We start from the raw sequence: 23605 nt of genomic DNA, 5'->3' as shown, positions 1-23605 counted from the left end.
GCCACGCGCTAGGGTTTCCGAATTCAGGCGATGCCGACGAGCTGCAATTTTCCTTCCAGCGTTTCTCGGTCGAACGGCTTCATCACATATTCGTCGGCGCCCGCCTCGATCGCGGCGCGGATATGGTCGATGCTGTTTTCGGTGGTGCAGAACACGACGCGCGGCCGCTCGTGATGCCCGTAATCGAGATCGTTGAACGCACCGAGGAACTCCATTCCGCTCATCACCGGCATGTTCCAGTCGAGCAGGATGACGTCGGGCCGATTGGCGCGGCAGAAGGTCAGCGCCTCCTGCCCGTCGGCCGCTTCATCGACGGCAAAGGACATGCTTTCAAGGATATGGCGCGCGACCTTGCGAATGACTTTGCTGTCATCGACCACCAGACAAGATTTCGACATTCAATTAACTCCGACCCCCGGGATTTGGGCATATGTATGACCAAGACGTGTGCAGCCCGTTAATAAACGGCCAGATTCATGCGGCTTTTAAGGAAGGCAGCGAGATAAAGTTCGACGGGTCGACGACGAGCAGCGAAGCACCCTGATATTCGATCATCGCATCGGCGACGCGCGCCCAGCCGGGCAGCAGCTTTCCGGCGATGCGCGTCTCGGGCGCCTCGATGAAACAGACATCCTCGATCTCATCGGCGAGCAGCGCATAACCATGCTCGGCGACCTCGACGACGATCACCCGCTGTCCCGGCGCGACGGGCACCGCGGCAAGGCCGATTACGACATGCGGATCGATCAGGGTGAAGACGCGGCTGCGCAGCGCGAAGAGGCCCGCGACATGCGGCGGCGCGCCGGGCACCTCGACGGGGGTGCCGACGGTGACGACCGAATGGATCGCGCTGCTGCGCAGCGCGACGCGCGTGTCGGCGATGCGCGCGACGAGATAGAGTTTTTCCATCATTGGCCCGCTCCCCCTACGCTGCGGCGCATCGCATCGAGCAGCGCCTGGCGGTCGTAGCGATAGACGGTTTCGTCCTCTGGTCCCGCCGCCGCGATCGACGTGCGCAGCCGGATCACCGGGACGCCCCCGGCGAGCTGCAAGCAGAGCGCGTCGTCGCCGGTGAGGCAGAGCAGCACGTCGGGCGCCTCGTCGGACGGGTCGCCGTCCGCGATCACCCGGTAACCGGCGCTGCGCAGGATCGGCGCGAGGAAATTGTCGCCCCAGCCGTCGCGATCGTCGGCAAGCCGGCACAACGGCTGGCGCGGCGCCAGCGCGGCCGGCGCGCCCGCGGCATATTGCTCCATCAGCCAGAAGGGATCGATGAGCTCGACCGGCTCACCGCCGACAAGCACGACCCCCGCGATCAGCCCGGGCGCCACCGACGGCCGCACCGCGTCGGGCAGACGGACGATGTCGATCACCTCGGCGATCGGATAGCAGAGCACCGCCTGCCCGTCGTAGAGGCGAAGCAGTTTCAGCGTCGCCTCGCCCCCTGGCAGCGCCGCGGCATGAACCGGGAAGATTTCGTCGCCGATCCGGACCTGTATCCGCCCCGCGCTTTCGAACAAATCCGATGCTGGTAATTCCTCGACCCGCTCGATCACCGACAGGCGGACGCCGCGAATACGGGCGTTCATGTCGCGGAAAAGCAGCAACTGCGCGGCATTGCGCGCCGCCACCGCCTCGGCTTCGGCTTCGGCGGTCCGGTCGCGGCTGCGGCCCGCCTCGCTCGCATCGATGGCGGCGGCGGCGAGCAGGCCCTGAACGTCGAGCAGCAGCACCGGGCGGCCGTTATCGGGAAGCGTCGTTCCCGCATAAAGCCCCGTCGCCATGATCATCGGCGCGGCGGGCTTGATCACCAGTTCCTCATGATCGTGGATCGCGGCAACGCTCAGCGCATAGCTTTGCCCCTGCCCCGGCCGGACGATGACGAGCGCGCGATCTTCGACGTCGTCGCCGTCATGGCGCTCGCGGCCGAGTATGGTTTCAAGGCGGAGCAGCGGATATTGCTCGCCGCGCACCGTCGCCAGTTCGCCGCCGCCGACGCGGTCGATACGCACCGTATCGCCGCTTTCGAGCAGGATTTCGCGCACTGCGCCGCGTGGAATCGCGAAATATTGCCCCGCCGCGCGCACCATCAGGCCCGAGATGATCGTCAGCGTCATCGGCACGCGAAGCAGAATCGTCAGTCCGCGGCCCTCGTCGTTGCGCAGTTCGACAATGCCGCCGATCTTTTCGACATTCGCCTTGACGATATCCATGCCGACGCCGCGGCCCGAAATGGCAGTGACCTTCGCGGCGGTCGAGAATCCCGGCCGGAAGATCAGCTCGAGCTTCTCCTTCGGCCCGAGCGCGCGCGCTTCGGTCGCGGTCACAAGGCGCGCCGCAATGGCTTTCGCAACGAGGGCATCGGGAGAGAGCCCGCGGCCGTCATCGCGGATTTCGATTTCGATCTGATTGCCCGACTGGCGCGCCGACACCGAAATGGTCGCGGTAATCTCCTTGCCCGCCGCGACGCGATCCTCGAGCGGCTCGACGCCGTGATCGATCGCGTTGCGGACGATGTGGATCAGCGGGTCGCGGATATTCTCCATCATTTCGCGGTCGAGTTCGACCTCGCCGCCGCTCGTCTGGAAAGCGATCTTCTTGCCCATTTCCTGCGCGAGATCGCGAACGATGCGCGGCAGCGGTGCGAACAATTTGTCGATCCGCTGCATTCGCATCTGGCTGACCGACTGGCGCATCCCAGCGATCGAATCGGACAGGCGGTCGAACGAGGCGATCAGCGACAGGTCGGCGCCCGATTCGCGCAGCATCCGCGCGAATTCGTTGCGCGCGAGCACGATGTCGGTGACGCCGGTCATCACGCTGTCGAGCAGCGGCAGCGGGACGCGGATCGAACGCCAGCCTTGCAAATCGGCGCCAAGATCGTCCTCGCGGCGCAGCGGAACGCCCGCGATTTCGCGCGGGGCCTCTTCGTCCGCTCCGCGTTCGGCGAGCGCGCCGATCACGTCGCGGTCATCGCCCGCCGGCTCGGTTCCATCCTGTCCGAGCGCGGCGCACAGCTCGTTCAGCCGGTCGAGGATGCCGAGCACGCCGGTGATGAGCGCGGCGTTCGCGACGCGGTTGCCGCGGCGCACCTGATCGAGCGCATCTTCGGCAGCGTGCGACAGCGCCGTCACCCGCGGCAAGGCGAGGAAGCCCGAGCTGCCCTTGATCGTGTGCACGAACCGGAAAATAGCATCGAGTTGCGCGCGGTCGGCGGGATCCGCCTCCCACGCCACGATCGCCCCGCCCGCTTCGGCGAGGATTTCCGCCGTTTCGGCCAAAAAGTCGTTCAGCAGATCGTCCATCGCCGTCCCGGTGCGCCCCAAAATTGAGGGCTCACCATGGCGGACAATGGTTAAAAGTGGCTTTACCCGCGGCCGCGGAGGACAGCTCCGACCAGCAAGGAGGTCGGCGTTTCGCGTGCCAGCATGACGGTGCCGTCGCTCTGCCGCGCGACCGCCTGCACGAGCACGGCGGGCGCGGTGCGCGACGTCATCGCAGTCGCGCCTTCACCTTCGGCCAATATGCGTTCGACATCGGCGTCGAGGAAGATGCGCTCGGCCTCGACATGGAGCGCAATCTCGACCGCCTCACCTTGTTTTTCACAGCCGATGTCGAGCCGGCCGCCGCGCACCAGCGCATCGACGAGCAGCAGCGACAGGTTGAGGATTATCTTGACCGCAGGCTTGGGCAGCGGCTCGGCACCGATCATCCAGTTGAGCGTGATCGCGCGGTCGCCGATGATGCCCTGGATCGCCGACTTCGCTTCGTCGGCCGGCACGAGTTCGCCGAAACCGCCCGCCGAGCCGAAGGCGAGGCGAAAGAATTTGAGCTTGTTCGCCGAGGTGCGCGCGCTCTGTTCGAGCAATTCGATGCACCGCGCCCGCATTTCGGGGTCTTTTTCGTCGGCGAGCAGTTCGAGGCCGTTGGCGAAGGCGCCGACCGGGCTCAAGAGGTCATGACACAGGCGCGAGGCCAGCATCGAGGCGAAATCGACGCGATCGTCGGACATGGATGAACAGGCTCCCCAGCGCAGTGGCCGGATATTTCCGGCGTGGGTCGCTCCTAGGGCACGGATAGGCGCAAGGGCAAGCTGGTTCCTGGTCCATTCACCTCACTTACCGTCATCGGGGGCGCGCCCCGGCCCCTTGAAAATCGGCGCCCCGGCCCCATATCCCCGTCAATGTTGGGGGACGACGAGATACTTACCGTGACGCTTCTGGACAGCGCGGCCGGGCTGCGGCTCGACCGGGCGCTGGCCGAGGCGCTTCCATCCCTTTCGCGCGAACGATTGAAGACGCTGATCAAGGGCGGACGCGTCGCCGATGCGAGCGGCGCGATCCTGTGGGACCCATCGGCGAAAGCCGCCGCGCCCGCGACGATCGAGGTCCGCCTGCCCGCCGCAACGCCCGCGCACAATGTCGCGCAGGACATGGATCTCGTCATCGCGTTCGAGGACGAGCATCTGATCGTCGTCGACAAGCCCGCGGGGATGGTCGTCCATCCCGCCGCCGGCAATCTCGACGGCACGATGGTCAATGCGCTGCTTCACCATTGCGCAGGGCAATTGTCGGGGATCGGCGGCGTCGCGCGCCCCGGGATCGTCCACCGCATCGACAAGGATACGAGCGGGCTGATCGTCGCCGCCAAGCACGACAGGGCGCACGAAGGACTTGCGAAGCAATTCGCCGCGCACAGCATCGACCGCCGCTATCTCGCGATCGCGACGGGGCGCCCACTGCCCGCGAACGGCACCGTCGATGCCGCGCTCGGCCGGTCGAGCACCAACCGCAAGAAAATGGCGGTGGTCGCCGAGGGACGCGGCAAGCGTGCGGTCACTCATTACCGGACGATCGAGCCGCTGAAGAACGCGACGCTCGTCGAATGCCGGCTCGAAACCGGGCGCACCCACCAGGTGCGCGTCCATATGGCGCATATCGGCCACCCGCTCGTCGGCGACCCGGTCTATGGCTGCGTCAAAAAGCCGCTGTCGGAGGTGCTGAAAGCGCGGAATTTCGCGCGGCAGGCATTGCACGCGGCCCATTTGGGCTTTATTCATCCGGTGACCGGTAACAGGATCGCGCTCGACAGCGAACTCCCAGCGGACATGCGGGAACTGATCGATGAATTGCGCGTTTAGGTTTCGAATGAAAATCTATTTTGACCGTGGATGTCAACCGCGGCATATCTCTCCTCTGGAATTTTAGGGAAGACGCTATGGCTAACAAAAGCAACGTTCCGGCAGTGGTGCCCGCGCTCGGCGGTGAGGCGAGCCTGAACCGCTATCTGGCCGAAATCCGCAAATTTCCGCTTCTGACGCCCGAGCAGGAATATATGCTCGCTAAGCGGTTTCAGGAGCATGAAGACAGCGAGGCGGCGGCGCAGCTCGTCACTTCGCACCTCCGCCTCGTCGCGAAGATCGCGATGGGTTATCGCGGCTATGGCCTGCCGGTCAGCGAACTGATCAGCGAAGGCAATATCGGATTGATGCAGGGCGTGAAGAAGTTCGACCCCGAACGCGGCTTCCGCCTCGCAACTTATGCGATGTGGTGGATCCGCGCCTCGATCCAGGAATTCATCCTCCGTTCGTGGAGCCTCGTCAAGATGGGCACCACCGCGGCGCAGAAGAAGCTGTTCTTCAACCTCCGCCGGATGAAGAACAATCTCGAGGCGTTCGAGGATGGTGACCTCAGCCCCGAGCATGTCGCGAAGATCGCGACCGACCTCGGCGTGACCGAGGACGAGGTCGTCAGCATGAACCGCCGCATGGCGATGGGCGGTGACACCTCGCTCAACGTGCCCATGGGCGAGGATGGCGACAGCCAGTGGCAGGATCTTCTCGGCGACGAAGGCCCGCTGCAGGACGAACGCGTCGCCGAGGCGCAGGAGCGCGACGTGCGGCACGCGCTGCTCAACGAGGCGCTCGAAACGCTCAACGAACGCGAGCGCCACATTCTGACCGAGCGCCGCCTGACCGACGATCCGAAGACGCTCGAGGATCTGAGCCAGGTCTATGACGTCAGCCGCGAGCGCGTGCGCCAGATCGAGGTGCGCGCCTTCGAAAAGCTTCAAAAGGCGATGCTCAAGCTCGCCGGCGACCGGCGGCTGGTGGGCGCCTGATCGGCGCCCATCCTTTTCGCCCGCTGGCGGTTTTTCGAGGGTATCGCGGCTAGCCGATGGATCTACTGACAAGATACCGTCGTCATTTGGCCGTCGAGGCGTCGGGTCGTCCCGGCCTGTTCTCGAGAATCTTGCTATATTTCAAAAGATTTTGGTTCGCCTGTCTTTTCGGGGCGGTGCTTTTTCTCGCCTATGGTGTGTGGGTCGGATTGACGAGCGACCTTCGCGGAGGGGCGGGAATGGCATTGATCGTCTTTCCCATCGGCGCCGCTCTGATTTGCGCGCTGGGCGCAGCGCCGTACGGGCTCGCGCAGCTTTTCTTGTCGGCTAAACGATCACCGGACAACAACATCGACGGTTAGGCCTGGCGCGCAAATCTCAGAAACGATGCGCGAAACCCAAATAGAGTTCGATATCGGGGCTGGCGCGATTGAGGCCGAGATTGGCGCCGACATCCCATTGGCTGTCGGGGCCGGGTTGCCATCCGGCCGAGAGGCCGGCGAGCGCCTCGGTTGTGCGACCGTCGGGGTCGCGGTCGCGGGTCAGCGATACTTCCGCCGCCGCTGAGACATCGTCGGAGACGCCGAAGCCGAGGCCGACGACCGAGCCATAGGCCAGATGGCGCCCGTCGCCGTCGGCGTCGACCGCCGCGTCGACATGCGGCGAGACCCCGAGCGATACCGCGCCAAGCTCGAAGCTGACCGGCACGATCAATCCCGCCCCCCAATCGCCCGCGCCGACGCCCCGACCCCCGACCGGCAGCGTCGCATAGGGCATCAGCGCAGCCGAGAAGCCCGAACCATCGGGATTACGGAGATTTTGCCGCAGCGCGAGCGTGACGTCGCCCGTCCGCGTCCATCGCGCGACATCGCCGGTCGTCCGGTCGCGTTCGCGTACATGACCGAGCATCGTCCAACCTATCTGGGCTTCGAGCGACGGCGTGAGCCCCACGCGGAGCAGCGCGTCGCCGAAGGCGAGGCCGTCGGTGCGACTGTCGGCGTTGCGATCGAGCGTCCAGTCGGCGATCCCGATCTCGAGCATCGTTGCGCCCGCATCGAGCGTGCAGGCGGGCGTACCGAGCCCCGGCCGGTCGGGGCAAAGAGCGCGGCCGCCCTCTTGCCCGAGGGCCGGCGCGGCGAAGGCGAGCGTGGCGAAGAGCAGGACGGAGCGAAGCGGCATGGGAGCCTTCCTTTCATCGCTTTTCTTCTCGAAATTCGATCGACCGATCAAGCCCGCTTGCCTCGAAACGGCAAGCGGTTAATTTGCGCCCATGGCAACCTCCTCCCGCGCGAAGAAGCGCAAGCTCCCCTGGTATCTCCGTCCGTTCAAATGGCTGCTCTGGTTCGTCGCGATCTCGGTCGTGTGGGTACTCGTCTACGCCGTCGTGCCGCCGCCGGTGACGCTGACGATGCTGCTCGACAGCAACGGCATCACCAAGGATTGGGAAAGCCTGTCGAACATCGACCGCAACATGGTGCGCGCGGTGATCGCGGCCGAGGACGGCAAATTCTGCAGCCATAACGGTTTCGACCGCGACGCGATCGAAGAGGCGATCGAGCGCAACGCCAAGGGCAAGAAACTGCGCGGCGGATCGACGGTGAGCCAGCAGACCGCGAAGAATGCCTTCTTGTGGCAGGGCAGCGGCTGGACGCGCTATGTTCGCAAGGTGCCCGAAGTGTGGTTCACTTTCCTGATCGAGACGATCTGGAGCAAAAGGCGGATCATGGAGGTTTACCTCAACGTCGCCGAGACGGGCATCGGCACTTATGGCGTCGAAGCGGGGGCACAGCGCTATTTCCAGCATGGCGCTGCCAAGCTGACCCCGCGCGAGGCGGCGCGGATCGCCGCGATCCTGCCGCTGCCGAAGAAACGCGAGGCGATCAGCCCCTCAGGCTTCACGCGGCGTTACGGTAATACGATCACCGCGCGCATCGGCGTAGTGCGGCGCGACGGGCTGGACGCGTGCGTTTATAAATAGCGGTGGTTTGGGGGTGGTGAGCGGACGTTCCGCAACCCGTCGCCCCCCGCGAAGGCGGGGGCCGCTGGAGAGGTAGCGCAAGGCCGATGGCGGCCCCCGCCTTCGCGGGGGCGACGGCTAGTTTCGGCCGGACCCAGCCAAGCCGCCGACCAGATCGCTCGCTAGGCCGGCTTCCAGCTCTTCCGCTCTTCGGCCTGCTTCAGCACCTCGAACGCCGCTTGCCCCGCGGCGAAGCGCTTTGCGGCCTCGGCGTCGCCGGGTTTGACGTCGGGGTGGCATTCTTTGGCCAGATTGCGCCACGCCTTTTTCGTCGCTTCGAAATCGGCATCGGGTTCGAGGTCGAGAATTTCGAGCGCGCGCATTTCGTCGGCGCTGCGACTGCCGTCGCCCGAGCCGCCCCAGGTGTAATGCTGCGCACGGGCATAGCTGCGCGCGCCCTGCGCCTCCTCGGCGGCGCGCGCCGCGGCATCCTCGGCCGAAAGACCGGCGAAATAGTCCCAGCCGCGATTATATTCGGCGGCGTGCGCTTCGCAGAAATACCAGCGTTCGGAGCTGTTCGGCGATTTGGGCGCGGGGCAATTGCCGGGGTTGGTGCAGCCATGACGGTCGCACAGGCGCATCTTCTGCGCCTCGCGCGACGAGCCATAGGGGCGCCAGCGGGGAAAACCCCAGTCGTCGGATCTCTTGGCGCGGCTCATGCCGTCCCATGTAGCGGCAGGGGGCCGGAATTGCTAGCCGAGCGGGCCGAAAAACCCAGGGTCCGTACTAGTCCTTGGGCTTGTATCCGAACGCTTTCGCCGCGAGCTTGACCACCGCGGGATCTAGATCGGGCGGCGTCATCGGCACCGCGGCTTCGAGCGTTTCGACGATATGGGTCAACGCCGCGATGCGCGCCGCTTTCTTGTGGTTGCCGTCGATCACCTTCCACGGCGCCCACCGCGTGTTGGTCTGCGCGAACATCTCTTCGATCGCGGCGAGGTAGTCCTTGCGCTTCGACCGGTTGCGATAATCCTCGGTGCCCGTCTTCCAGCGCTTCCACGGATCGTCGAGGCGCGCGGCGAAACGCTCGTCCTGCTCCTCCTGCGTGATGTGGACGAACAGCTTGACGAGATTGGTCGCACTGCCGGTAAGCTGCGCCTCGAATTCGTTGATCTCGTCATAGCTCTTGCGCCATTCGGCCTCGCTCGCGAAGCCCTCGACGCGTTCGACGAGGACGCGGCCGTACCAGCTGCGATCGAAGATCGAAATTTCGCGATTGCCGGGCAGGCGTTTCCAGAAGCGCCAGAGGAAATGGCGCGCCCTTTCCTCATCGGTCGGTGCGCCGATCGGCCATACCTCGAAAAAGCGCGGGTCGAGCGACGCGGTCAGCCGCTGGATGATCCCGCCCTTCCCCGCCGCGTCCCAGCCTTCGAACATGATGATGCTGCGCTGGCCGTGGATGATATGCGCGGCCTGGAGCCGTTCGAGCCGATCCTCGAGCTCCCCGAGATCGTCGGAATAGTCGCCGTCATATTTGGCGCCGGTTTCATAATCGGAAAGGGCAATGCTCATCCGCCCACCCTAGCGCGCGTCGCCCTTCGCACCAAGCGGGCGATACGCCGATGTCATTTTCTGGCACAGCGCGCGCCGATTTCGTTGCGCGCGTCCGTATCAGAGAAAATTGGCGAGCAGCGCGGCAACGCGCGCCGGATTCTCCATCGGAATGAAATGGCTATGCTCAGCCCACAGTTCGTCACGCTCGGCGCCGATCGCCGGACCGAGGCCGGTCCAGGTCGGGCTCAACGAAAAGTCGAGTTCGCCGCCGCGCTCGCCGGTCGGCGCGCGGATCAGTGTCGATGGCACCGACAGATAATGCAGCCATTCGTGCGGGCTCGTGCGCAGCGCATTCTGATAAACCGATGCTTCGAGCGCCGGCGGGCAGGCCAGTTCGAGCCCTTCCCCATCGGCTGCGGGAAGCAGGCCATAGGTGCAATAATCGGCGAGCACGCGCGGATCCCAGTTCGCGTAGGGCGGCCGATCGGCGAAGCGCGCCCGCATCTCTTCCGCGTTGGCCCATGCGTTGCGGCGGCGCGCCACCGGATGGCCGGCGGGATCGGGAATCGGCTTGGCGCTCTCGCCCTCGTAGAGGGCGGGATCCATGATCACCGGATCGATCATGACGAGGTGGGCGAAGGCGGCCGGCCGCTGCGACGCGAGCCGGGTCAGCACATAGGCGCCCATGCTGTGGCCGCAGCCGACGAGCGGGTGACCACCAAGGCCGTCGAGCAGCGGGAGCAGCGCGTCGGCAGTCGCCGACCAGCTGGCGAGGGTCGCAGGGCGAAAGCTGCGCCCATGACCGCGATGGTCGGGCGCCACGACATGCGTTCCCGCGGGCAAGGCAGCGACCACCTGGTCCCAAAGGCGTGCGTGAAAACCGGTGGCGTGGAGCAGGAGCAGCGAGGGCCGGTCCGAACGGTCGCCCCATTCGAACCAGCAAATCTCGCCGTCCGGCGTTCCCAGCCGGTGTTCGCACGGCTGTTCACCCATGCCTTAGCTCTTCGGACCGTCGACGAGGCGGATGCTGAGTTCCTTGAGCTGCTTTTCGCTGACCGGCGCAGGGGCGCCCATCATCAGGTCCTCGGCCTTCTGGGTCATCGGGAAGACGATCACTTCGCGGATGTTCGGTTCGTCGGCGAGCAGCATCACGATGCGGTCGACGCCCGGCGCCGAGCCGCCGTGCGGCGGCGCGCCGAACTTGAAGGCGTTGATCATGCCGCTGAAGTTGGCGTCGACATCGGCCTGGCTGTAGCCCGCGATCTCGAACGCCTTGTACATGATGTCCGGACGATGGTTCCGGATCGCGCCCGACGACAGTTCGACGCCGTTGCAGACGATATCATATTGATAGGCCAGGATATCGAGCGGATCCTTGCCCGTCAGCGCGTCCATCTCGCCCTGCGGCATCGAGAAGGGATTGTGGCTGAAGTCGATCTTGCCGGTGTCTTCGTCGGCCTCGAACATCGGGAAGTCGACGATCCAGCAGAATTCGAAGCGGCTCTTGTCGATGAGGCCGAGCTGATCCGCGACGCGCGTGCGCGCGAGGCCGGCGAGTTTCGCCGCGTTCGCTTCCACGCCCGCGGCGAAGAAGATGCCGTCGTTCGGGCCGAGACCCATCGCGTCGGCGATCGCCTTCATGCCTTCCTGGCCATGATTGTTGGCGATCGGACCGCCGAACACTCCGTCCTTCTGCGTCGCATAGCCAAGCCCCGGGAAGCCTTCCGACTGCGCCCAGCTGTTCATCTCGTCGAAGAACTTGCGGCTCTTTTCGTGCGTTTCGGGGGCGGCAACGGCACGGACGACCTGCCCTTCCTCGACCATCGACGCAAAGCGGCCAAAGCCCGATCCCTTGAAGAGCTCACCGACATCATGGACGAGCAGCGGGTTGCGCAGGTCGGGCTTGTCGCTGCCGTATTTCAGCATCGATTCACGATAGGGAATGCGCTTGAACGGCAGCGGCGAGACGGTGCGGCCCTTGCCGTCGAAATCGGCGAACTCCTCGAACACGCCGTGCAGGACCGGCTCGATCGCGGCGAACACATCGTCCTGCGTGACGAAGCTCATCTCGAAATCGAGCTGATAGAATTCGCCCGGCGAACGGTCGGCGCGCGCATCCTCGTCGCGGAAGCAGGGTGCGATCTGGAAATAGCGGTCGAAGCCCGCGACCATCAGCAGCTGCTTGAACATCTGCGGAGCCTGCGGCAGCGCATAAAATTTGCCCGGGTGAACGCGGCTCGGGACCAGATAGTCGCGCGCGCCCTCGGGGCTGCTCGCGGTCAGGATCGGCGTCTGGAATTCGGTGAAGCCCTGATCGATCATCCGGCGGCGCAGCGACGAAATCACGTTCGAACGCAGCACGATATTCTTGTGCAGCCGCTCGCGGCGCAGGTCGAGGAAGCGGTTCGTGAGACGAATTTCTTCAGGATATTCGGTGTCGCCAAACACGGGCAACGGCAGGCGATCGGCGGCCGACTGAACCGTCACCGCGCTCGGGTAGATTTCGATCTCACCGGTCGCCAGCTTCGGGTTGAGGGTCTCTGGCGATCGCGCGGCGACCTTGCCGGTGAAGGTCAGAACGGACTCGGGGCCAAGGGCGTTGACCGTGGGATAGAGATCCGAACCGGTCTCGACGACGATCTGGGTGATGCCATAATGGTCGCGAAGATCGACGAAGAGCACATTCGCATGTTCGCGCGTCCGATGCACCCAGCCGGAGAGACGAACTTCCTCACCGACGTTGGCGGCGCGAAGATCTGCGCAGGTGTGGGTGCGATAGGCGTGCATTTGATCGTCTTTCAATGTCCGGGAAGGCGCGCAGGAAAAACGCGCCGAGATGGCCGCGCCTAAGGCAGCGCGGCGAGCGATTTGTCAAGGGTGGAGGGCGCAATCAACAGGTCAGCCCGAGCCCGTCGAGAACTTCGCTGCCGAACAGCGCGCGGTGCGCGGGATCGGGCATCAAGCGGCCCTGCGCCGCGCGCCAGCGGCGAAAATCCTCGCCATAATCGGCGGCGACCCGCGCCGCGTCGAGGTGGCAGCTTTTCGCCCAGTGCCGCGTGAAGGCGATCCCCTCGGCATCGAGGCAGTCGACGACGCGCGCATAGGCATCGGCGGTGCGCTGGCTGCGCGGCCCATCGAAATCGATCACCGCATTGTGCGTGAAACGCGCCGGCGCCAGCAATCCCTGCGCACGCTCCATGAAGCGCACCGTAACGACGGTCGAGCCGCCATGGCGCGCATAAACCGCACAGATCCGCTCGAACGCTTGCGCAAGGTCGGCGCGGTCGATGGTGACCGAGGCGTTGAACAGGTCCGCCATGGGGCGGTGCGTGTCGAGCCCCTCGCCCCAGCTGCCGGTGACGGCTGGATCGTCGACGTCGGGGCCGGCGGCGTAGCCCAGCTTCATCGCGAACTGCAGCAGCGACCCCCGCGCCCATGGATAATCGTCGAGCAGCCGTCCGAGCAGGCTGAGCGCGTCATAGCCGGCGCCGAGCTCTCCCGGCGTCGCGCGGGGATAATCGTCGCGCCACGGTTCACGATAAAGGAATCGCACCATCGCGGGCCGCTTGAACGGCTTGTAGGGGTTGACGATCATCTGGACGAAATCGGGGTCCCGGTCGAGCGCATAGGTCGCCGAGAAGCGCCGGAAATCGCCCGCGGCGAGCCAGTCGAGCGCGCCAGGGGCGACCTTGCGCAGATTCTGGATCGGGCGGACGAGAAATCGGGGCACGCTGTCGACGACGAGCGCGGTGATGATACCGAGCGCGCCGACGGGAAGCTGGGCGGCCGCGAAGACATCGTCGTCGCGCAGCGGCGTCGATCCGGTCGCGGCGATGAACGCGTCGCTCATCACGCCGCTCTCCGGTTCGATCCAGTGGATGCCGCCGGGCGTGACGACCTGCACCGCCCGGATATGATCCTGGATACCGCCCCGCGCGATCATCGAGCCGTGGGTGCCGGTGGCGCACGCGCCCGCGAAGGTCTGACCGTTGCCGGCGCCGCTGGTCCACAGCGAGCGGCCCTGCGCCTCGAGCTTGTCGGACACTTCGTCGACGAGCGCCCCCGCTTCGACGAGCATCAGCGCGGCGGCGTCGACGCCGGGACGGACATCGTCGGCATCGATCCGAAAGCAGCGATTGAAGCGGCGCGTGTGGAGCAGCCAGCTTTGCGAGGCGATGTTGACGTTCGAAGGCGACCAGCCCGCGCCAAGCGGGCGGACGCAGCGCCCGGCAGCGGCGGCTTCGGCGAGCCAGTCCCGCACGGTTCTGGCGGCGATCGCGATTTCGTCGCGCCCGCGCTCGGCGTCGCCGCTGCGCAGCGCAAAGCGCGTCGCCGCCTCGCAGGTCCCGGTGCCGTGATAATTGGTCCAGCGGCCCTCCTCGCGGAGCTTGACGATCGGCATCACGCCTCTCCCAGCGGGAGGACGCCGGCGTGCGCGCGCCACGCCACCGTCACCGGGCGCAGGAATCCGACAGTCGCGATCGCGACGAGCATCTGGCGCCGCGTCGCGAACACACGCACGTCGCAGAGGCCATGATCGGATTCGGGTGTGAGGAACGGCTGCGCGGCATGGGCGGCGAACCCCCAGCCCTTCAGCGTCACGACCATTATCTCCTCATCGAGCGGCCGCGGATTGGCGATCGAGACGAAAATATCCGCCTGCCCCGCCGCATATTGCCCGAAAAGCATTACAAAACCGAGCGCCGCCAGCGCCCAACCGAGCCACATCATGCCCCAAATCCCTTCGTTTTCCCCTTGGCCGGTGTTCCGGCTCCGCGACCCGAAGAGCGCGGGCAATTTTTCCTGCCCGTTCCTTTCAACTAGCTGTATAGGCGCGCTATGCAAGTCCATCCGTTGATCGAAACCAGCGCCGCGCTCGTCGAATTCTGCGACCTCATTCGGAACAGCGATTTCATCGCGGTCGATACCGAATTCATGCGCGAAAACACCTTCTGGCCAGAGCTTTGCCTGATCCAGGTGGCCGACCGCGACCATGCCGCGGCGATCGATCCGATGGCGCCCGGCATCGATTTGAAGCCGTTGCTCGACCTGCTCGTCGACAATGAGGACATGCTCAAGGTCTTTCACGCGGGCGGGCAGGATGTCGAAATCATCTTCAACCTGACCGGCAAGACGCCGCACCCGATCTTCGACACGCAGATCGGCCAGATGGCGCTGGGTCAGGCCGAACAGGTCGGCTATTCGAACCTTGTCGAGGCGTGGATCGGGTTGCAGCTCGACAAGGGCGCGCGCTTCACCGACTGGAGCCGCCGTCCGCTCGACAAGCGCCAGATCGACTATGCGATCGGCGACGTCACGCACCTCGCCAAGATTTTCCCGATGATGCTCGACAAGCTGATCAAGACCGGTCGCGGCCACTGGCTCGACGAGGAGATGGAGAAGCTCGCCGACCCCGCCAATTACAGCGTCGATCCCGACAAGGCGTGGCAGCGGATCAAGGTGCCGACGCGCAAACTCGACGTGCTCGGCCGGTTGCAGGCGCTCGCCGCCTGGCGCGAGCGCGAGGCGCGGAACAAGAATCTGCCGCGCGGCCGGATCGTCAAGGACGAGACGCTCGCCGACCTCGCCGCGCATCCGCCGAAGGATCAGGACGGGCTTGGCCGCGTCCGCGGGCTGTCGGCGACATGGCGCACCAACGACATCGGCGGCCGGCTGATGGACGCGATCACCAACGCCAAGCCGATGTCGAAGGACGACATGCCCGACCGCGCGCCGCGCGGCCCGGGACTCGGCAAAGAAGGCACGTTGGTCGCCGACCTTTTGAAACTGCTGCTCAAGATCCGGGCGCGCGAGCTCAATGTCGCGGCGCGGCTGATCGCGCGCAGCGACGATCTCGAGGCGCTTGCCGCGGGCGCGCGCAAAGGCATCCAGATGATGGAAGGCTGGCGCTATGACGTGTTCGGCCACGCCGCGCTCGACCTGGTCGAAGGCCGGATGGGCTTTGCCGTCAAGAACGGCAAGCTGGTGATGAGCGAGATCGACGCCGCGGTGACAAGCGAGGTCTGATCGAAAGATCGTGTGCCCCCGCGAAGGCGGGGGTCCATTACCGGACGGTCCTATTTCGAGCCGGCAGGAGATGGGTCCCCGCCTTCGCGGCGACACACAGCTTTTTCATTGTCAGAGCAGCACCAGTTCCGGTTTCGCATCGAGCGCCTGCGCGAGAACGCGGAGGCGGCGCTCGACCGATTCGCCTGCCAGATGATGCCAGCCGGCGTCGAGGGACAACCGCAGCCTGCCCTCGACAAGCACAATCCCGCTGGCCTTGAGCGGAGCCTCGACCCCGCCGGTCAGCCGCTGGGCAAGGCGTATCGCAAGACCCCATTGCCGCGCGCGCGCTAGCCGTTCCTGCGCGACGAGCGCTCCCATCGCGGGAAATTCGGCGTCGGCGCCGCCGAAGCCCGCGTAAAGCGCGCGCGCGAGCAGGATGCGGCCCGGAATGTCGATGCTGCGCCAATTGCCGTGGAGGCCGATCTCGGTACCACGTTCGGCGCGGAAATCGGGGTTCGCCGACCAGGCAACGTCGCTGAGCAGGCTCGCGGCGAGACGGACGCGGCTATCGGCCGGTCCTTCGTCGGCAAAAAGCGGCGCGATCCAGTCGGCGATCGCGCGGCCGTGCGGCGCGAAACGCGCGAGGCGGCGGCCTTCGAATTCGGCGGCGACGATCAGCGGATCCTGCGCGCGCGTCTCGGCATCGAGCGCCTGATAGAGCAGTCCTTCGCGCAGGCCCGATGAGGAGACCGTCATTTCGGGGACGTCGAGGATGTTGACGAGCGCCGCGAGCAGCGCCGCCGCGTCGGGCAAGGCGGCCGCGCGGTTCGATGCCATGCCGGGGATCGCGCGCAATTCCTCGAAGCTCAGCCTCTTGGTCGCGCGGATCAGGCGGCGGAGCGCGCTGCGCGGCAGCGTATGCTGGTCGAGCACCGCGAGCGGATCCTTGGTGAGTTCGAGGTCGAGACGCGAGAGCGCGCGCCACGAGCCGCCGACGAGATAGAGCGGCAGCCCGCTGAGCCCCTCGCCTGGCCAGCCGGCGGCGCGGAGCATCTTGCGGATCGCGCGTTCGAACGCCTGCTCGCCATCCTGGCGCAGCGCGGGCAGGCGGAGCACGCCGAGCGGGAAGGAGGCGCAGCGGCCGACCCGGCCATCCGAAACTTCGGCCAGTTCGAGGCTGCCACCGCCCAGATCGACCGCGATGCCCCGCGCGTCGGGAATCGCTGAAAGCACGCCATGCCCTGCGGCTTCGGCCTCCTCTTCCCCTGAGAGCAGCCGGATATCGAGCCCGGCTTCGGCGGCCGCGGCGATGAAGTCGGGACCGTTCGCCGCGTCGCGCACGGCGGCGGTGGCGACGCACTGGATCGTCTTCACATCCATATGCTTCGCGAGCAGCGCGTAGCGGCGAAGCGCGACGATGCCGCGTGTCGCATCCTCGGGCGCGATGCGGCCGTCGATCGCGAGGCCGCGGCCGAGGCCGGCGGCGACCTTTTCGTTGAAGATCACCGCGGGTGCGCGCGACGGGCCTTCATAAACGACGATGCGGACCGAGTTGGAGCCGATGTCGATGACGGCGGACCGGCTGACCGCTTGTCGGGAGCTGCGCAGGAAGTTCAACCTCTTCTCAATCTTCACGCATATCGAAGGCCAGCGTCGGCACGTCCTGACGCTTGTGAAGCGCGGTGCCACGGCCCGAAAGCGACGGGTTGTTCATAAAATAATGATGCAAATTGAAAGGCTTGTCTCCCGGCTCCACGCGCTCGGAGGTGCCGTCGGGCTGCAATATCCAGCTTTGTTCATTGTCGATGAGGTTCGCGACGAGCACCTGATCGAGTATCTGATCATGGACGGTCGGATTTTCGATCGGGATCATATATTCGACGCGGCGGTCGAAGTTGCGCGGCATCCAGTCGGCGCTGCTGATATAGAGCTTGGCGGCGCGGTGCGGCAGCGACGCGCCGTTGGCGAAGGCCCAGACCCGGCTATGTTCGAGGAAGCGGCCGACGACCGATTTGACGCGGATCGTTTCGGAAAGCCCCGCCACGCCGGGGCGCAGGCAGCAGATGCCGCGCACGATCAGTTCGATCGGCACCCCCGCCGCGCTGGCCTCGTAAAGCTTGTCGATGATGTCGGGGTCGACGAGGCTGTTCATCTTGGCCCAGACGCCCGACGGCCGCCCCGCCTTCGCCGCCGCGGTTTCGGCGTCGATCAGCTCGCAAAGATGCGCGCGCATGTTGAGCGGCGACATGGTGATGAGGTCGAGTCGTTCGGGTTCGACATAGCCGGTGATATAGTTGAAGAGCTGCGCGGCATCGCGGCCCGCGCGCGGATCGGCGGTGAAGAAGCTGAGGTCGGTATAGATGCGCGCGGTGACCGGATGGTAATTGCCCGTGCCGAAGTGACAGTATGTGCGATAGCCCTGCCCTTCGCGGCGCACGACCATCGAAATCTTGGCGTGCGTCTTCCACTCGATGAAGCCGTAGACGACCTGCACGCCGGCGCGTTCGAGCTGGTTCGCCCAGAGCAGATTCTGCTCCTCGTCGAAACGCGCCTTGAGTTCGACGACCGCGGTCACCGACTTGCCCGCTTCGGCCGCCTCGATCAGCGCGCGGATCACCGGCGACTGGTCGCCGGCGCGATAGAGCGTCTGCTTGATCGCGACGACGTCGGGGTCGGCCGCCGCCTGCCGCAGGAAGGAGAGAACGACGTCGAAACTTTCATAGGGGTGATGGACGACGATGTCCTTCGAGCGGATCGCCGCGAAACAGTCGCCGCCATGTTCGCGGATACGCTCGGGAAAGCGCGGCGAATAGGCGGGGAATTTGAGGTCGGGGCGATCGACGTCGACGAGCGCCGACAGCGCCGCGAGCCCGATGAAGCCGCCGATCTTGGCGACGATCGCCTCGTGCCCCTGAATATCGGCGCCCAGAACCTCGGCGATTTCGGCGGGCATGTCGGCCTCGAGTTCCATCAGGATCACGCGGCCGCGGCGGCGGCGGCGGATCGCCGTGCGGAACAGGCGCACGAGATCCTCGGCCTCTTCCTCGAGCTCGATATCGCTGTCGCGGATGATCCGGAACACGCCCAGGGACCGGATCGTGAAACCCGGAAACAGCAGGTCGCCGAACAGTTCGATCAGATATTCGATCGGCACGAAGGCGCCCGGTTCGCCAGGAACCGGCACGAAGCGCGCCAGCGAGGCGGGGATCATCACCAGCTCGCGAACGGTCTCGCCGCTCGTCTTGCGCTGAAGATCGAAGATCACGCCGAGGCCGCGGTTCGGGATGAAGGGAAAGGGGTGCGCCGGATCGAGCACCTGCGGGGTCAGGATCGGAAAAATCTGTTCGATGAAATATTGGCGCAGCGCCCGGCGGAGCGCTTCCTTGTCCGACCCCGCGCCGTGAACGACGATGCCCTGTTCGGCGAGTTGGCGGTGGAGCAACTGCCATTCGCTCTGCTGCTGGTCGACGAGGCGGTGCACCTCGGCCTCGATTTCGGCGAGCTGCTGCCCCGGCGAGCGGCCGTCGGCGGAAGGGTCGTCGATGCCCTGGAGCTGCTGCCCCTTGAGCCCCGCCACGCGGACCATGAAGAATTCGTCGAGGTTGCTGCCCGAGATCGAAAGGAAGCGGAGGCGTTCGAGCAGGGGATGCGCGGGATTGCGCGCCTCCTCCATCACCCGCCGGTTGAAGGCGAGCCAGGACAGTTCGCGGTTGAAGAAACGTTCGGGACCGAAGGACGGAATGGCCGTATCGGCGTCATTGTCGGCGCGAAGAGGTCCGCCACTTATCGACATGTGCTCGTTTCCTGTCCTTCGAGGAGATCGGGATCGATCAGCCCCTGTGACAGTAATGTTTCACGCGTAAGACGAACGGTGATCCCGCCCTTTTTTTCGAGCGAGGCGGCGTCGAGCGCCGCGACGACGCGGTGGATCATCGCATAGCTGCGTTCCATCCGCGGGACGATATAGGAGGCGACGCCGGGTGCCAATGCCACGCCGCGCTGCGCGAACAGTGCCTCGATCAGATCGCGCGCGAGGCAGTCGTCGGGCTCGCCGATCGCGAGCACGGGGACGGCGGCGAGGCGCGAACGAAGGTCGGGGAGCGCGACATTCCATTCCGACGGCGGCGCATCGGCGATGATCAGCAGCGGCGTGCCGCTCGCCTGCGCGGCGTTCCAGGCGTGGAAAATCTCTTCTTCGGAAACGCTGCCCTCTCCGTCGATGACGCGGCCGCCGGTTTCGCGCGCGAAAAGGCGGCCCATCAGGCTGCGCCCCGAGCCGCGCGGACCGGTGAGCACCGCGGTGCGAACGGGCCAGGTCGCGACATGGCGCAGATAGCGCACCGCGTCGGCGTTGCTGGTACCGACGATCAGCGGGCCGTCGTTCGAGCCGCCCGCGCTCCAGTCGAGCGGTAGCGCGATCTGTCCCATCAGCGGCTGATCCTGAGCTGACCGCCGCCTTCCTGCACGTTGAATCCGCGCGCCGCGAGCGCCGCGCGCAACGCCGCAAGATCGCCGCGGAAGGTCACGCGCATCACCGACATGCCGCCGAGCGCGAGGCTGGTGGTCGACGCCGACTGGACGCCCGCGACGCCGGCGACGGCGCGTTCGGTCGCGGTGACCGAATCGACGTCGGGCGAGCTATATTGCACCGTGAAGCTCTGCACGCCCGCGGCGGGCGCGGTGGGGATGCTCGCGTCGATCTCGCTGGGCAGTATCTCTTCCTCGGTCGCGAGATCCTCGGGCAGATCTTCCTTTTCGACCGGTTTCTCGAGCACGAGATAGGTGTCGGTCTTGAGAATGCCCGCCGTCAGCGCGTCGGTATAGATGCGGTCCATCCGCGCGACCGCCTTTTCCATCATGTCGGGCAGCGCCGCCGGGCTCGGCCCGGTCATGGTGAAGCTGGAGATCAGCTTGCTGTCGGGGCCGAAGCGCGCGGTGAAAATGCCTTTGATCGGCCCGCCGGGGTAGGAATATTCGACGCGCGCCATCGGCACGAGCACGTCGGCGGCGCCATATTGGTCGAGGATCACGCGCCACCAGACGCGGCCGCGGCGACCGGTCTGCCCGGCGTTGATCAGCAGCGTGTCGGCGCCGGTGCCCGCGGTGCGGACATAGTCGATCGCGCTCTGCCCCGTATTATATTCGGCCCAGGCGCGCTGCCAGGCGCTGCGCTGTTCGAACACCTGCGGGATGGCATCGATCGAATAAACGGGGATCACGAGCAAAGGCGGCGAGCGGAGCGTGCGGCCGCTGACCCCCAATATCTGTCCGGCGCGGACGCGGTCGAACTGGATGCCGAGCTTTGCCACATAGCGGCGCGGCCCGATCTGTTCTTCCTCGACGACGATCGAGGTGACGATGCCGTCGAGCACCGAATCGGTGAGCGCAGGGCCGTCGGTGCCGTTCAGCCGGCGGTAGAGCTGCGCCCAGCCCTTGCGCTGCGCCTCGCGCCAGCCCTTCGAGCGCGCATCGTCGGCATTGTCGCCGGTAACGTCGACCAAAATGCCGCTGGCGAGAAAATCGCCGCTGCTGTTGATCGGGGTGATGCCGCGGTCGCCGCGGGTGATCTGACCATCGACGATTCCGGCGAGCAGAATCGCGAGGAACAGGCCGAAGAGCGCGGCCCAGCGCCAATCGCGGCCGCGCAGCGCGTCGAAGGAAAAGCTTGGGGCGAAGCGGGGGAAAGCGGCCGAAATCATATCTTCTCTATGCTTTGCCCAAAAGCTTGCCCCCGGACAAGGAAATCATGGCATTTCGTGGCCAGAGTCGTTAGTCGCGCTGGCCATGGATTCCAAGCACAACTCACCCGCCTCCTACACTTATGCGCAGGCCGGCGTATCGATCGAGACCGGCAACGCGCTGGTCCGTGCCATTGCCCCGCTCGCCCGTGCGACGCGCCGTCCCGGCGCCGATGCCGACCTTGGCGGCTTCGGCGGCTTCTTCGACCTGAAGGCGGCGGGGTTCAACGACCCCCTGCTCGTCGCGGCGAACGACGGCGTGGGCACGAAATTGAAGCTCGCGATCGAATCGGGCAAGCATGACGGCGTCGGCATCGACCTGGTTGCGATGTGCGCGAACGACCTGATCGTGCAGGGCGCCGAACCGCTGTTTTTCCTCGACTATTATGCGACCGGCAAGCTCGACAACGATGTCGCGACCGAGGTCGTCGCGAGCATCGCCGAGGGTTGCAAGCAGGCCGGCTGCGCGCTGATCGGCGGCGAGACCGCCGAGATGCCGGGTATGTATTCGGACGGCGATTACGATCTTGCGGGTTTCTGCGTCGGCGCGGTCGAGCGCGATCAGGTGCTGACCGCCGACAAGGTCGCGGCGGGGGACGTGATTTTGGGGCTCGCGTCGTCGGGAGTGCATTCGAACGGCTTTTCGCTCGTCCGCCGGCTCGCGGCGGACAAGGGGTGGAAGCTCGATCGCCCGGCCCTGTTCGACCAGAATATCCTGCTGATCGACGCGCTGATGGCGCCGACGCGCATCTATGTGAAGAGCCTGCTCCCGCTCGTGAAGACCGGCAGGATCCACGCGCTCGCGCATATCACCGGCGGCGGATTGCTCGAGAATATCCCCCGCATCCTGCCGAAGACCTTGCACGCGCATGTCGATGCCGACGCGTGGGCGCAGCCGAGGCTGATGGCCTTCCTGCAGGCGCAAGGAAATATCGAGCCCGAGGAAATGGCGCGCACCTTCAACTGCGGGATCGGCATGGCGGTCGTCGTGGCGGAAGCCGATGTCGCCGAGGTGGCTGCGGCGCTTGAAGCTGCGGGCGAAACGGTGTTCCGCGTCGGCCATATCGTCGACGGCGAAAAGGGCTGTACGGTGACGGGAAGCGCCGAGACGTGGAGCGCGATGGCGGCGTGGAGTGCGACGCACCACGGATAATTTCCAAAACCGTTTGCCCTGAGCTTGTCGAAGGGCGGTTCTTCCTTTCAACTGCAGAAGAGAAAAGAACGGTGCTTCGACAAGCTCAGCACGAACGGATCAAAGGAATGGCCCTGTGACGAAAGCCAAGGTCGCCGTCCTGATCTCAGGCGCCGGCACCAATATGGCGGCGCTACTCTATGCCGCGAAGGCCGAAGCCTGCCCCTATCAGCTCGTACTTGTTGCGAGCAACGATCCCGACGCGCCGGGGCTGAAAATCGCCGAGGGCGAGGGCATCGCGACGTGGGGATTGTCGCACAAGGGCATGAACCGCGATGCGTTCGACGCGCTGGTCGACGAACAAGTGCGCGCGGCGGGCGCCGAGTTCGTCGCGCTCGCGGGCTATATGCGCATCCTGTCAGACGATTTCGTCGCGCGCTGGGCGGGCAAGATGATCAACATCCACCCCAGCCTGCTGCCGCTCTACAAAGGGCTGAACACGCACAGCCAGGCGATCGAGGCGGGCGACAAGTTCGGCGGATGCAGCGTCCATATCGTGACGCCCGGCGTCGACGAGGGCCCGCTGCTCGCACAGACCGCGGTTGCGATCATCCCCGGCGACACCGCCGAAAGCCTCGCGCGGCGGGTGCAATTCGCCGAGCACCAGCTTTACCCGCCGACGCTCGCGGCCTTTGTGACGCGCGAGCGGTCGCCCGACTATCTACGCGGCCGCGTCCGCGAGCTCGCGATGACGCTGCCCGAGGCCGACGAGGTGGTATCGCACGGCATGCCCTGCTTCGGCATCGTGAAGGGCAAGAAATTCGCCTATTTCACCGAGGATCATCATGGCGACGGCAAGGTCGCGATCCTCGTCAAGATCAGCGGTGCCGACGAGCAGGCGGCGCTGATCGAGATGGACGAAGCGCGTTATTACCGGCCGGCCTATTTCGGCGACGGCTGGATCGGCATCCGGCTCGATCTGGGCGACACCGACTGGGACGCGATCGGCGAATGGCTTCGCAAGAGCTGGCTGGCGGTCGCACCGAGGAAGCTGGCTGGGCTGATGGCGGTCGCGGACGAGTTTTAGAGTCGTTG

Annotated in this window: 22 protein-coding genes; 7 read left to right on the top strand and 15 right to left on the bottom strand. The window is 65.7% G+C overall.

The annotated features are described in order from the left end of the window. Positions 1–23: 23 nt before the first annotated feature. From VFG17_RS18935 to VFG17_RS18920, 4 genes are all read right to left on the bottom strand, one after another. The gene (locus tag VFG17_RS18935; RefSeq protein ID WP_037554703.1) at positions 24–398 is read right to left on the bottom strand and encodes a response regulator; all 375 of its coding nucleotides are present in this window, start codon (positions 396–398) and stop codon (positions 24–26) included. Between the two features lie 76 nt (positions 399–474). Then, positions 475–912 carry a chemotaxis protein CheW gene (locus VFG17_RS18930; protein WP_325030930.1) on the bottom strand — a complete coding sequence of 146 codons (438 nt, stop codon included), beginning with the start codon at positions 910–912 and terminating at the stop codon, positions 475–477. Then, positions 909–3305 carry a chemotaxis protein CheA gene (locus VFG17_RS18925; RefSeq protein ID WP_325030929.1) on the bottom strand — a complete coding sequence of 799 codons (2397 nt, stop codon included), beginning with the start codon at positions 3303–3305 and terminating at the stop codon, positions 909–911. The genes VFG17_RS18930 and VFG17_RS18925 overlap by 4 nt, the downstream gene beginning before the upstream one ends. A gap of 62 nt (positions 3306–3367) precedes the next feature. Beyond that, the gene (locus tag VFG17_RS18920; RefSeq protein ID WP_325030928.1) at positions 3368–4012 is read right to left on the bottom strand and encodes a histidine phosphotransferase family protein; all 645 of its coding nucleotides are present in this window, start codon (positions 4010–4012) and stop codon (positions 3368–3370) included. Between the two features lie 171 nt (positions 4013–4183). Between VFG17_RS18920 and VFG17_RS18915 the strand changes: the two genes are divergently transcribed. The 3 genes from VFG17_RS18915 (at position 4184) to VFG17_RS18905 (ending at position 6482) form a co-directional block, all read left to right on the top strand. After that, entirely contained in the window at positions 4184–5140 is a 957-nt protein-coding gene (locus VFG17_RS18915) for an RluA family pseudouridine synthase (protein WP_325030927.1), read from the top strand. A gap of 77 nt (positions 5141–5217) precedes the next feature. Continuing rightward, positions 5218–6120, top strand: coding sequence for an RNA polymerase sigma factor RpoH (gene rpoH / locus VFG17_RS18910; protein ID WP_037554693.1), 903 nt, complete (start codon positions 5218–5220; stop codon positions 6118–6120). 239 nt (positions 6121–6359) lie between these two features. Further along, on the top strand, positions 6360–6482 hold the full coding sequence (locus tag VFG17_RS18905; RefSeq protein WP_325030926.1) for a hypothetical protein: 123 nt from the start codon (positions 6360–6362) through the stop codon (positions 6480–6482). Between the two features lie 16 nt (positions 6483–6498). Here the strand turns inward: VFG17_RS18905 and VFG17_RS18900 are convergent, their stop codons facing one another. Further along, positions 6499–7299: a transporter gene (locus tag VFG17_RS18900; RefSeq protein ID WP_325030925.1), complete on the bottom strand. Its 801-nt coding sequence runs from the start codon at positions 7297–7299 to the stop codon at positions 6499–6501. A gap of 91 nt (positions 7300–7390) precedes the next feature. On the opposite strand from VFG17_RS18900, the gene mtgA reads away from it, so the two are divergent. Next, positions 7391–8098: a monofunctional biosynthetic peptidoglycan transglycosylase gene (mtgA, locus tag VFG17_RS18895; protein ID WP_325030924.1), complete on the top strand. Its 708-nt coding sequence runs from the start codon at positions 7391–7393 to the stop codon at positions 8096–8098. 161 nt (positions 8099–8259) lie between these two features. Here the strand turns inward: mtgA and VFG17_RS18890 are convergent, their stop codons facing one another. The 6 genes from VFG17_RS18890 to VFG17_RS18865 all read right to left on the bottom strand — a co-directional run bounded on the left by VFG17_RS18890 (position 8260) and on the right by VFG17_RS18865 (position 14362). After that, the gene (locus VFG17_RS18890; RefSeq protein WP_325030923.1) at positions 8260–8796 is read right to left on the bottom strand and encodes a J domain-containing protein; all 537 of its coding nucleotides are present in this window, start codon (positions 8794–8796) and stop codon (positions 8260–8262) included. Between the two features lie 67 nt (positions 8797–8863). Continuing rightward, entirely contained in the window at positions 8864–9649 is a 786-nt protein-coding gene (locus VFG17_RS18885; protein ID WP_325030922.1) for a polyphosphate kinase, read from the bottom strand. 99 nt (positions 9650–9748) lie between these two features. Next, a complete protein-coding gene (locus tag VFG17_RS18880; RefSeq protein ID WP_325030921.1) occupies positions 9749–10624 on the bottom strand; it encodes an alpha/beta hydrolase in 876 nt (291 codons plus the stop codon). 3 nt (positions 10625–10627) lie between these two features. Then, positions 10628–12418, bottom strand: a complete 1791-nt coding sequence (gene aspS / locus VFG17_RS18875; RefSeq protein WP_325030920.1) for an aspartate--tRNA ligase — start codon at positions 12416–12418, stop codon at positions 10628–10630. A gap of 103 nt (positions 12419–12521) precedes the next feature. After that, the gene (locus tag VFG17_RS18870) at positions 12522–14033 is read right to left on the bottom strand and encodes an FAD-binding protein (protein WP_325030919.1); all 1512 of its coding nucleotides are present in this window, start codon (positions 14031–14033) and stop codon (positions 12522–12524) included. Continuing rightward, the gene (locus tag VFG17_RS18865; RefSeq protein WP_325030918.1) at positions 14033–14362 is read right to left on the bottom strand and encodes a hypothetical protein; all 330 of its coding nucleotides are present in this window, start codon (positions 14360–14362) and stop codon (positions 14033–14035) included. Before VFG17_RS18865 ends, VFG17_RS18870 begins: the two co-directional genes overlap by 1 nt. Before the next feature lie 108 nt (positions 14363–14470). Here VFG17_RS18865 and rnd point away from each other — a divergent pair, with 108 nt between their 5' ends. Further along, a complete protein-coding gene (gene rnd / locus VFG17_RS18860; RefSeq protein WP_325030917.1) occupies positions 14471–15658 on the top strand; it encodes a ribonuclease D in 1188 nt (395 codons plus the stop codon). A gap of 111 nt (positions 15659–15769) precedes the next feature. On the opposite strand, the gene VFG17_RS18855 is transcribed toward rnd, so the two are convergent. From VFG17_RS18855 to VFG17_RS18840, 4 genes are read right to left on the bottom strand one after another with little or no spacing between them, the layout of a single operon-like run. After that, a complete protein-coding gene (locus VFG17_RS18855) occupies positions 15770–17257 on the bottom strand; it encodes a Ppx/GppA family phosphatase (RefSeq protein ID WP_325030916.1) in 1488 nt (495 codons plus the stop codon). Between the two features lie 7 nt (positions 17258–17264). Next, positions 17265–19433 (bottom strand): RNA degradosome polyphosphate kinase, encoded by a 2169-nt coding sequence (locus VFG17_RS18850; RefSeq protein ID WP_325030915.1) that lies wholly within the window; start codon positions 19431–19433, stop codon positions 17265–17267. Further along, positions 19424–20068: an HdaA/DnaA family protein gene (locus VFG17_RS18845; RefSeq protein ID WP_325030914.1), complete on the bottom strand. Its 645-nt coding sequence runs from the start codon at positions 20066–20068 to the stop codon at positions 19424–19426. The genes VFG17_RS18850 and VFG17_RS18845 overlap by 10 nt, the downstream gene beginning before the upstream one ends. Then, on the bottom strand, positions 20068–21339 hold the full coding sequence (locus VFG17_RS18840; protein ID WP_325030913.1) for a heavy-metal-associated domain-containing protein: 1272 nt from the start codon (positions 21337–21339) through the stop codon (positions 20068–20070). The genes VFG17_RS18845 and VFG17_RS18840 overlap by 1 nt, the downstream gene beginning before the upstream one ends. Before the next feature lie 85 nt (positions 21340–21424). Here VFG17_RS18840 and purM point away from each other — a divergent pair, with 85 nt between their 5' ends. Next, positions 21425–22531 (top strand): phosphoribosylformylglycinamidine cyclo-ligase, encoded by a 1107-nt coding sequence (purM, locus tag VFG17_RS18835; protein ID WP_325030912.1) that lies wholly within the window; start codon positions 21425–21427, stop codon positions 22529–22531. A 115-nt stretch (positions 22532–22646) separates the two neighbouring features. Next, the gene (gene purN, locus VFG17_RS18830; protein WP_325030911.1) at positions 22647–23597 is read left to right on the top strand and encodes a phosphoribosylglycinamide formyltransferase; all 951 of its coding nucleotides are present in this window, start codon (positions 22647–22649) and stop codon (positions 23595–23597) included. The last annotated feature ends 8 nt before the right edge of the window (positions 23598–23605 follow it).

Source organism: Sphingopyxis sp. (genome assembly GCF_035686825.1).
Classification (GTDB): Bacteria; Pseudomonadota; Alphaproteobacteria; order Sphingomonadales; family Sphingomonadaceae; genus Sphingopyxis.
Note: the sequence above shows the minus strand (reverse complement) of the source record. Positions and strands in the feature narration are given on the sequence as shown.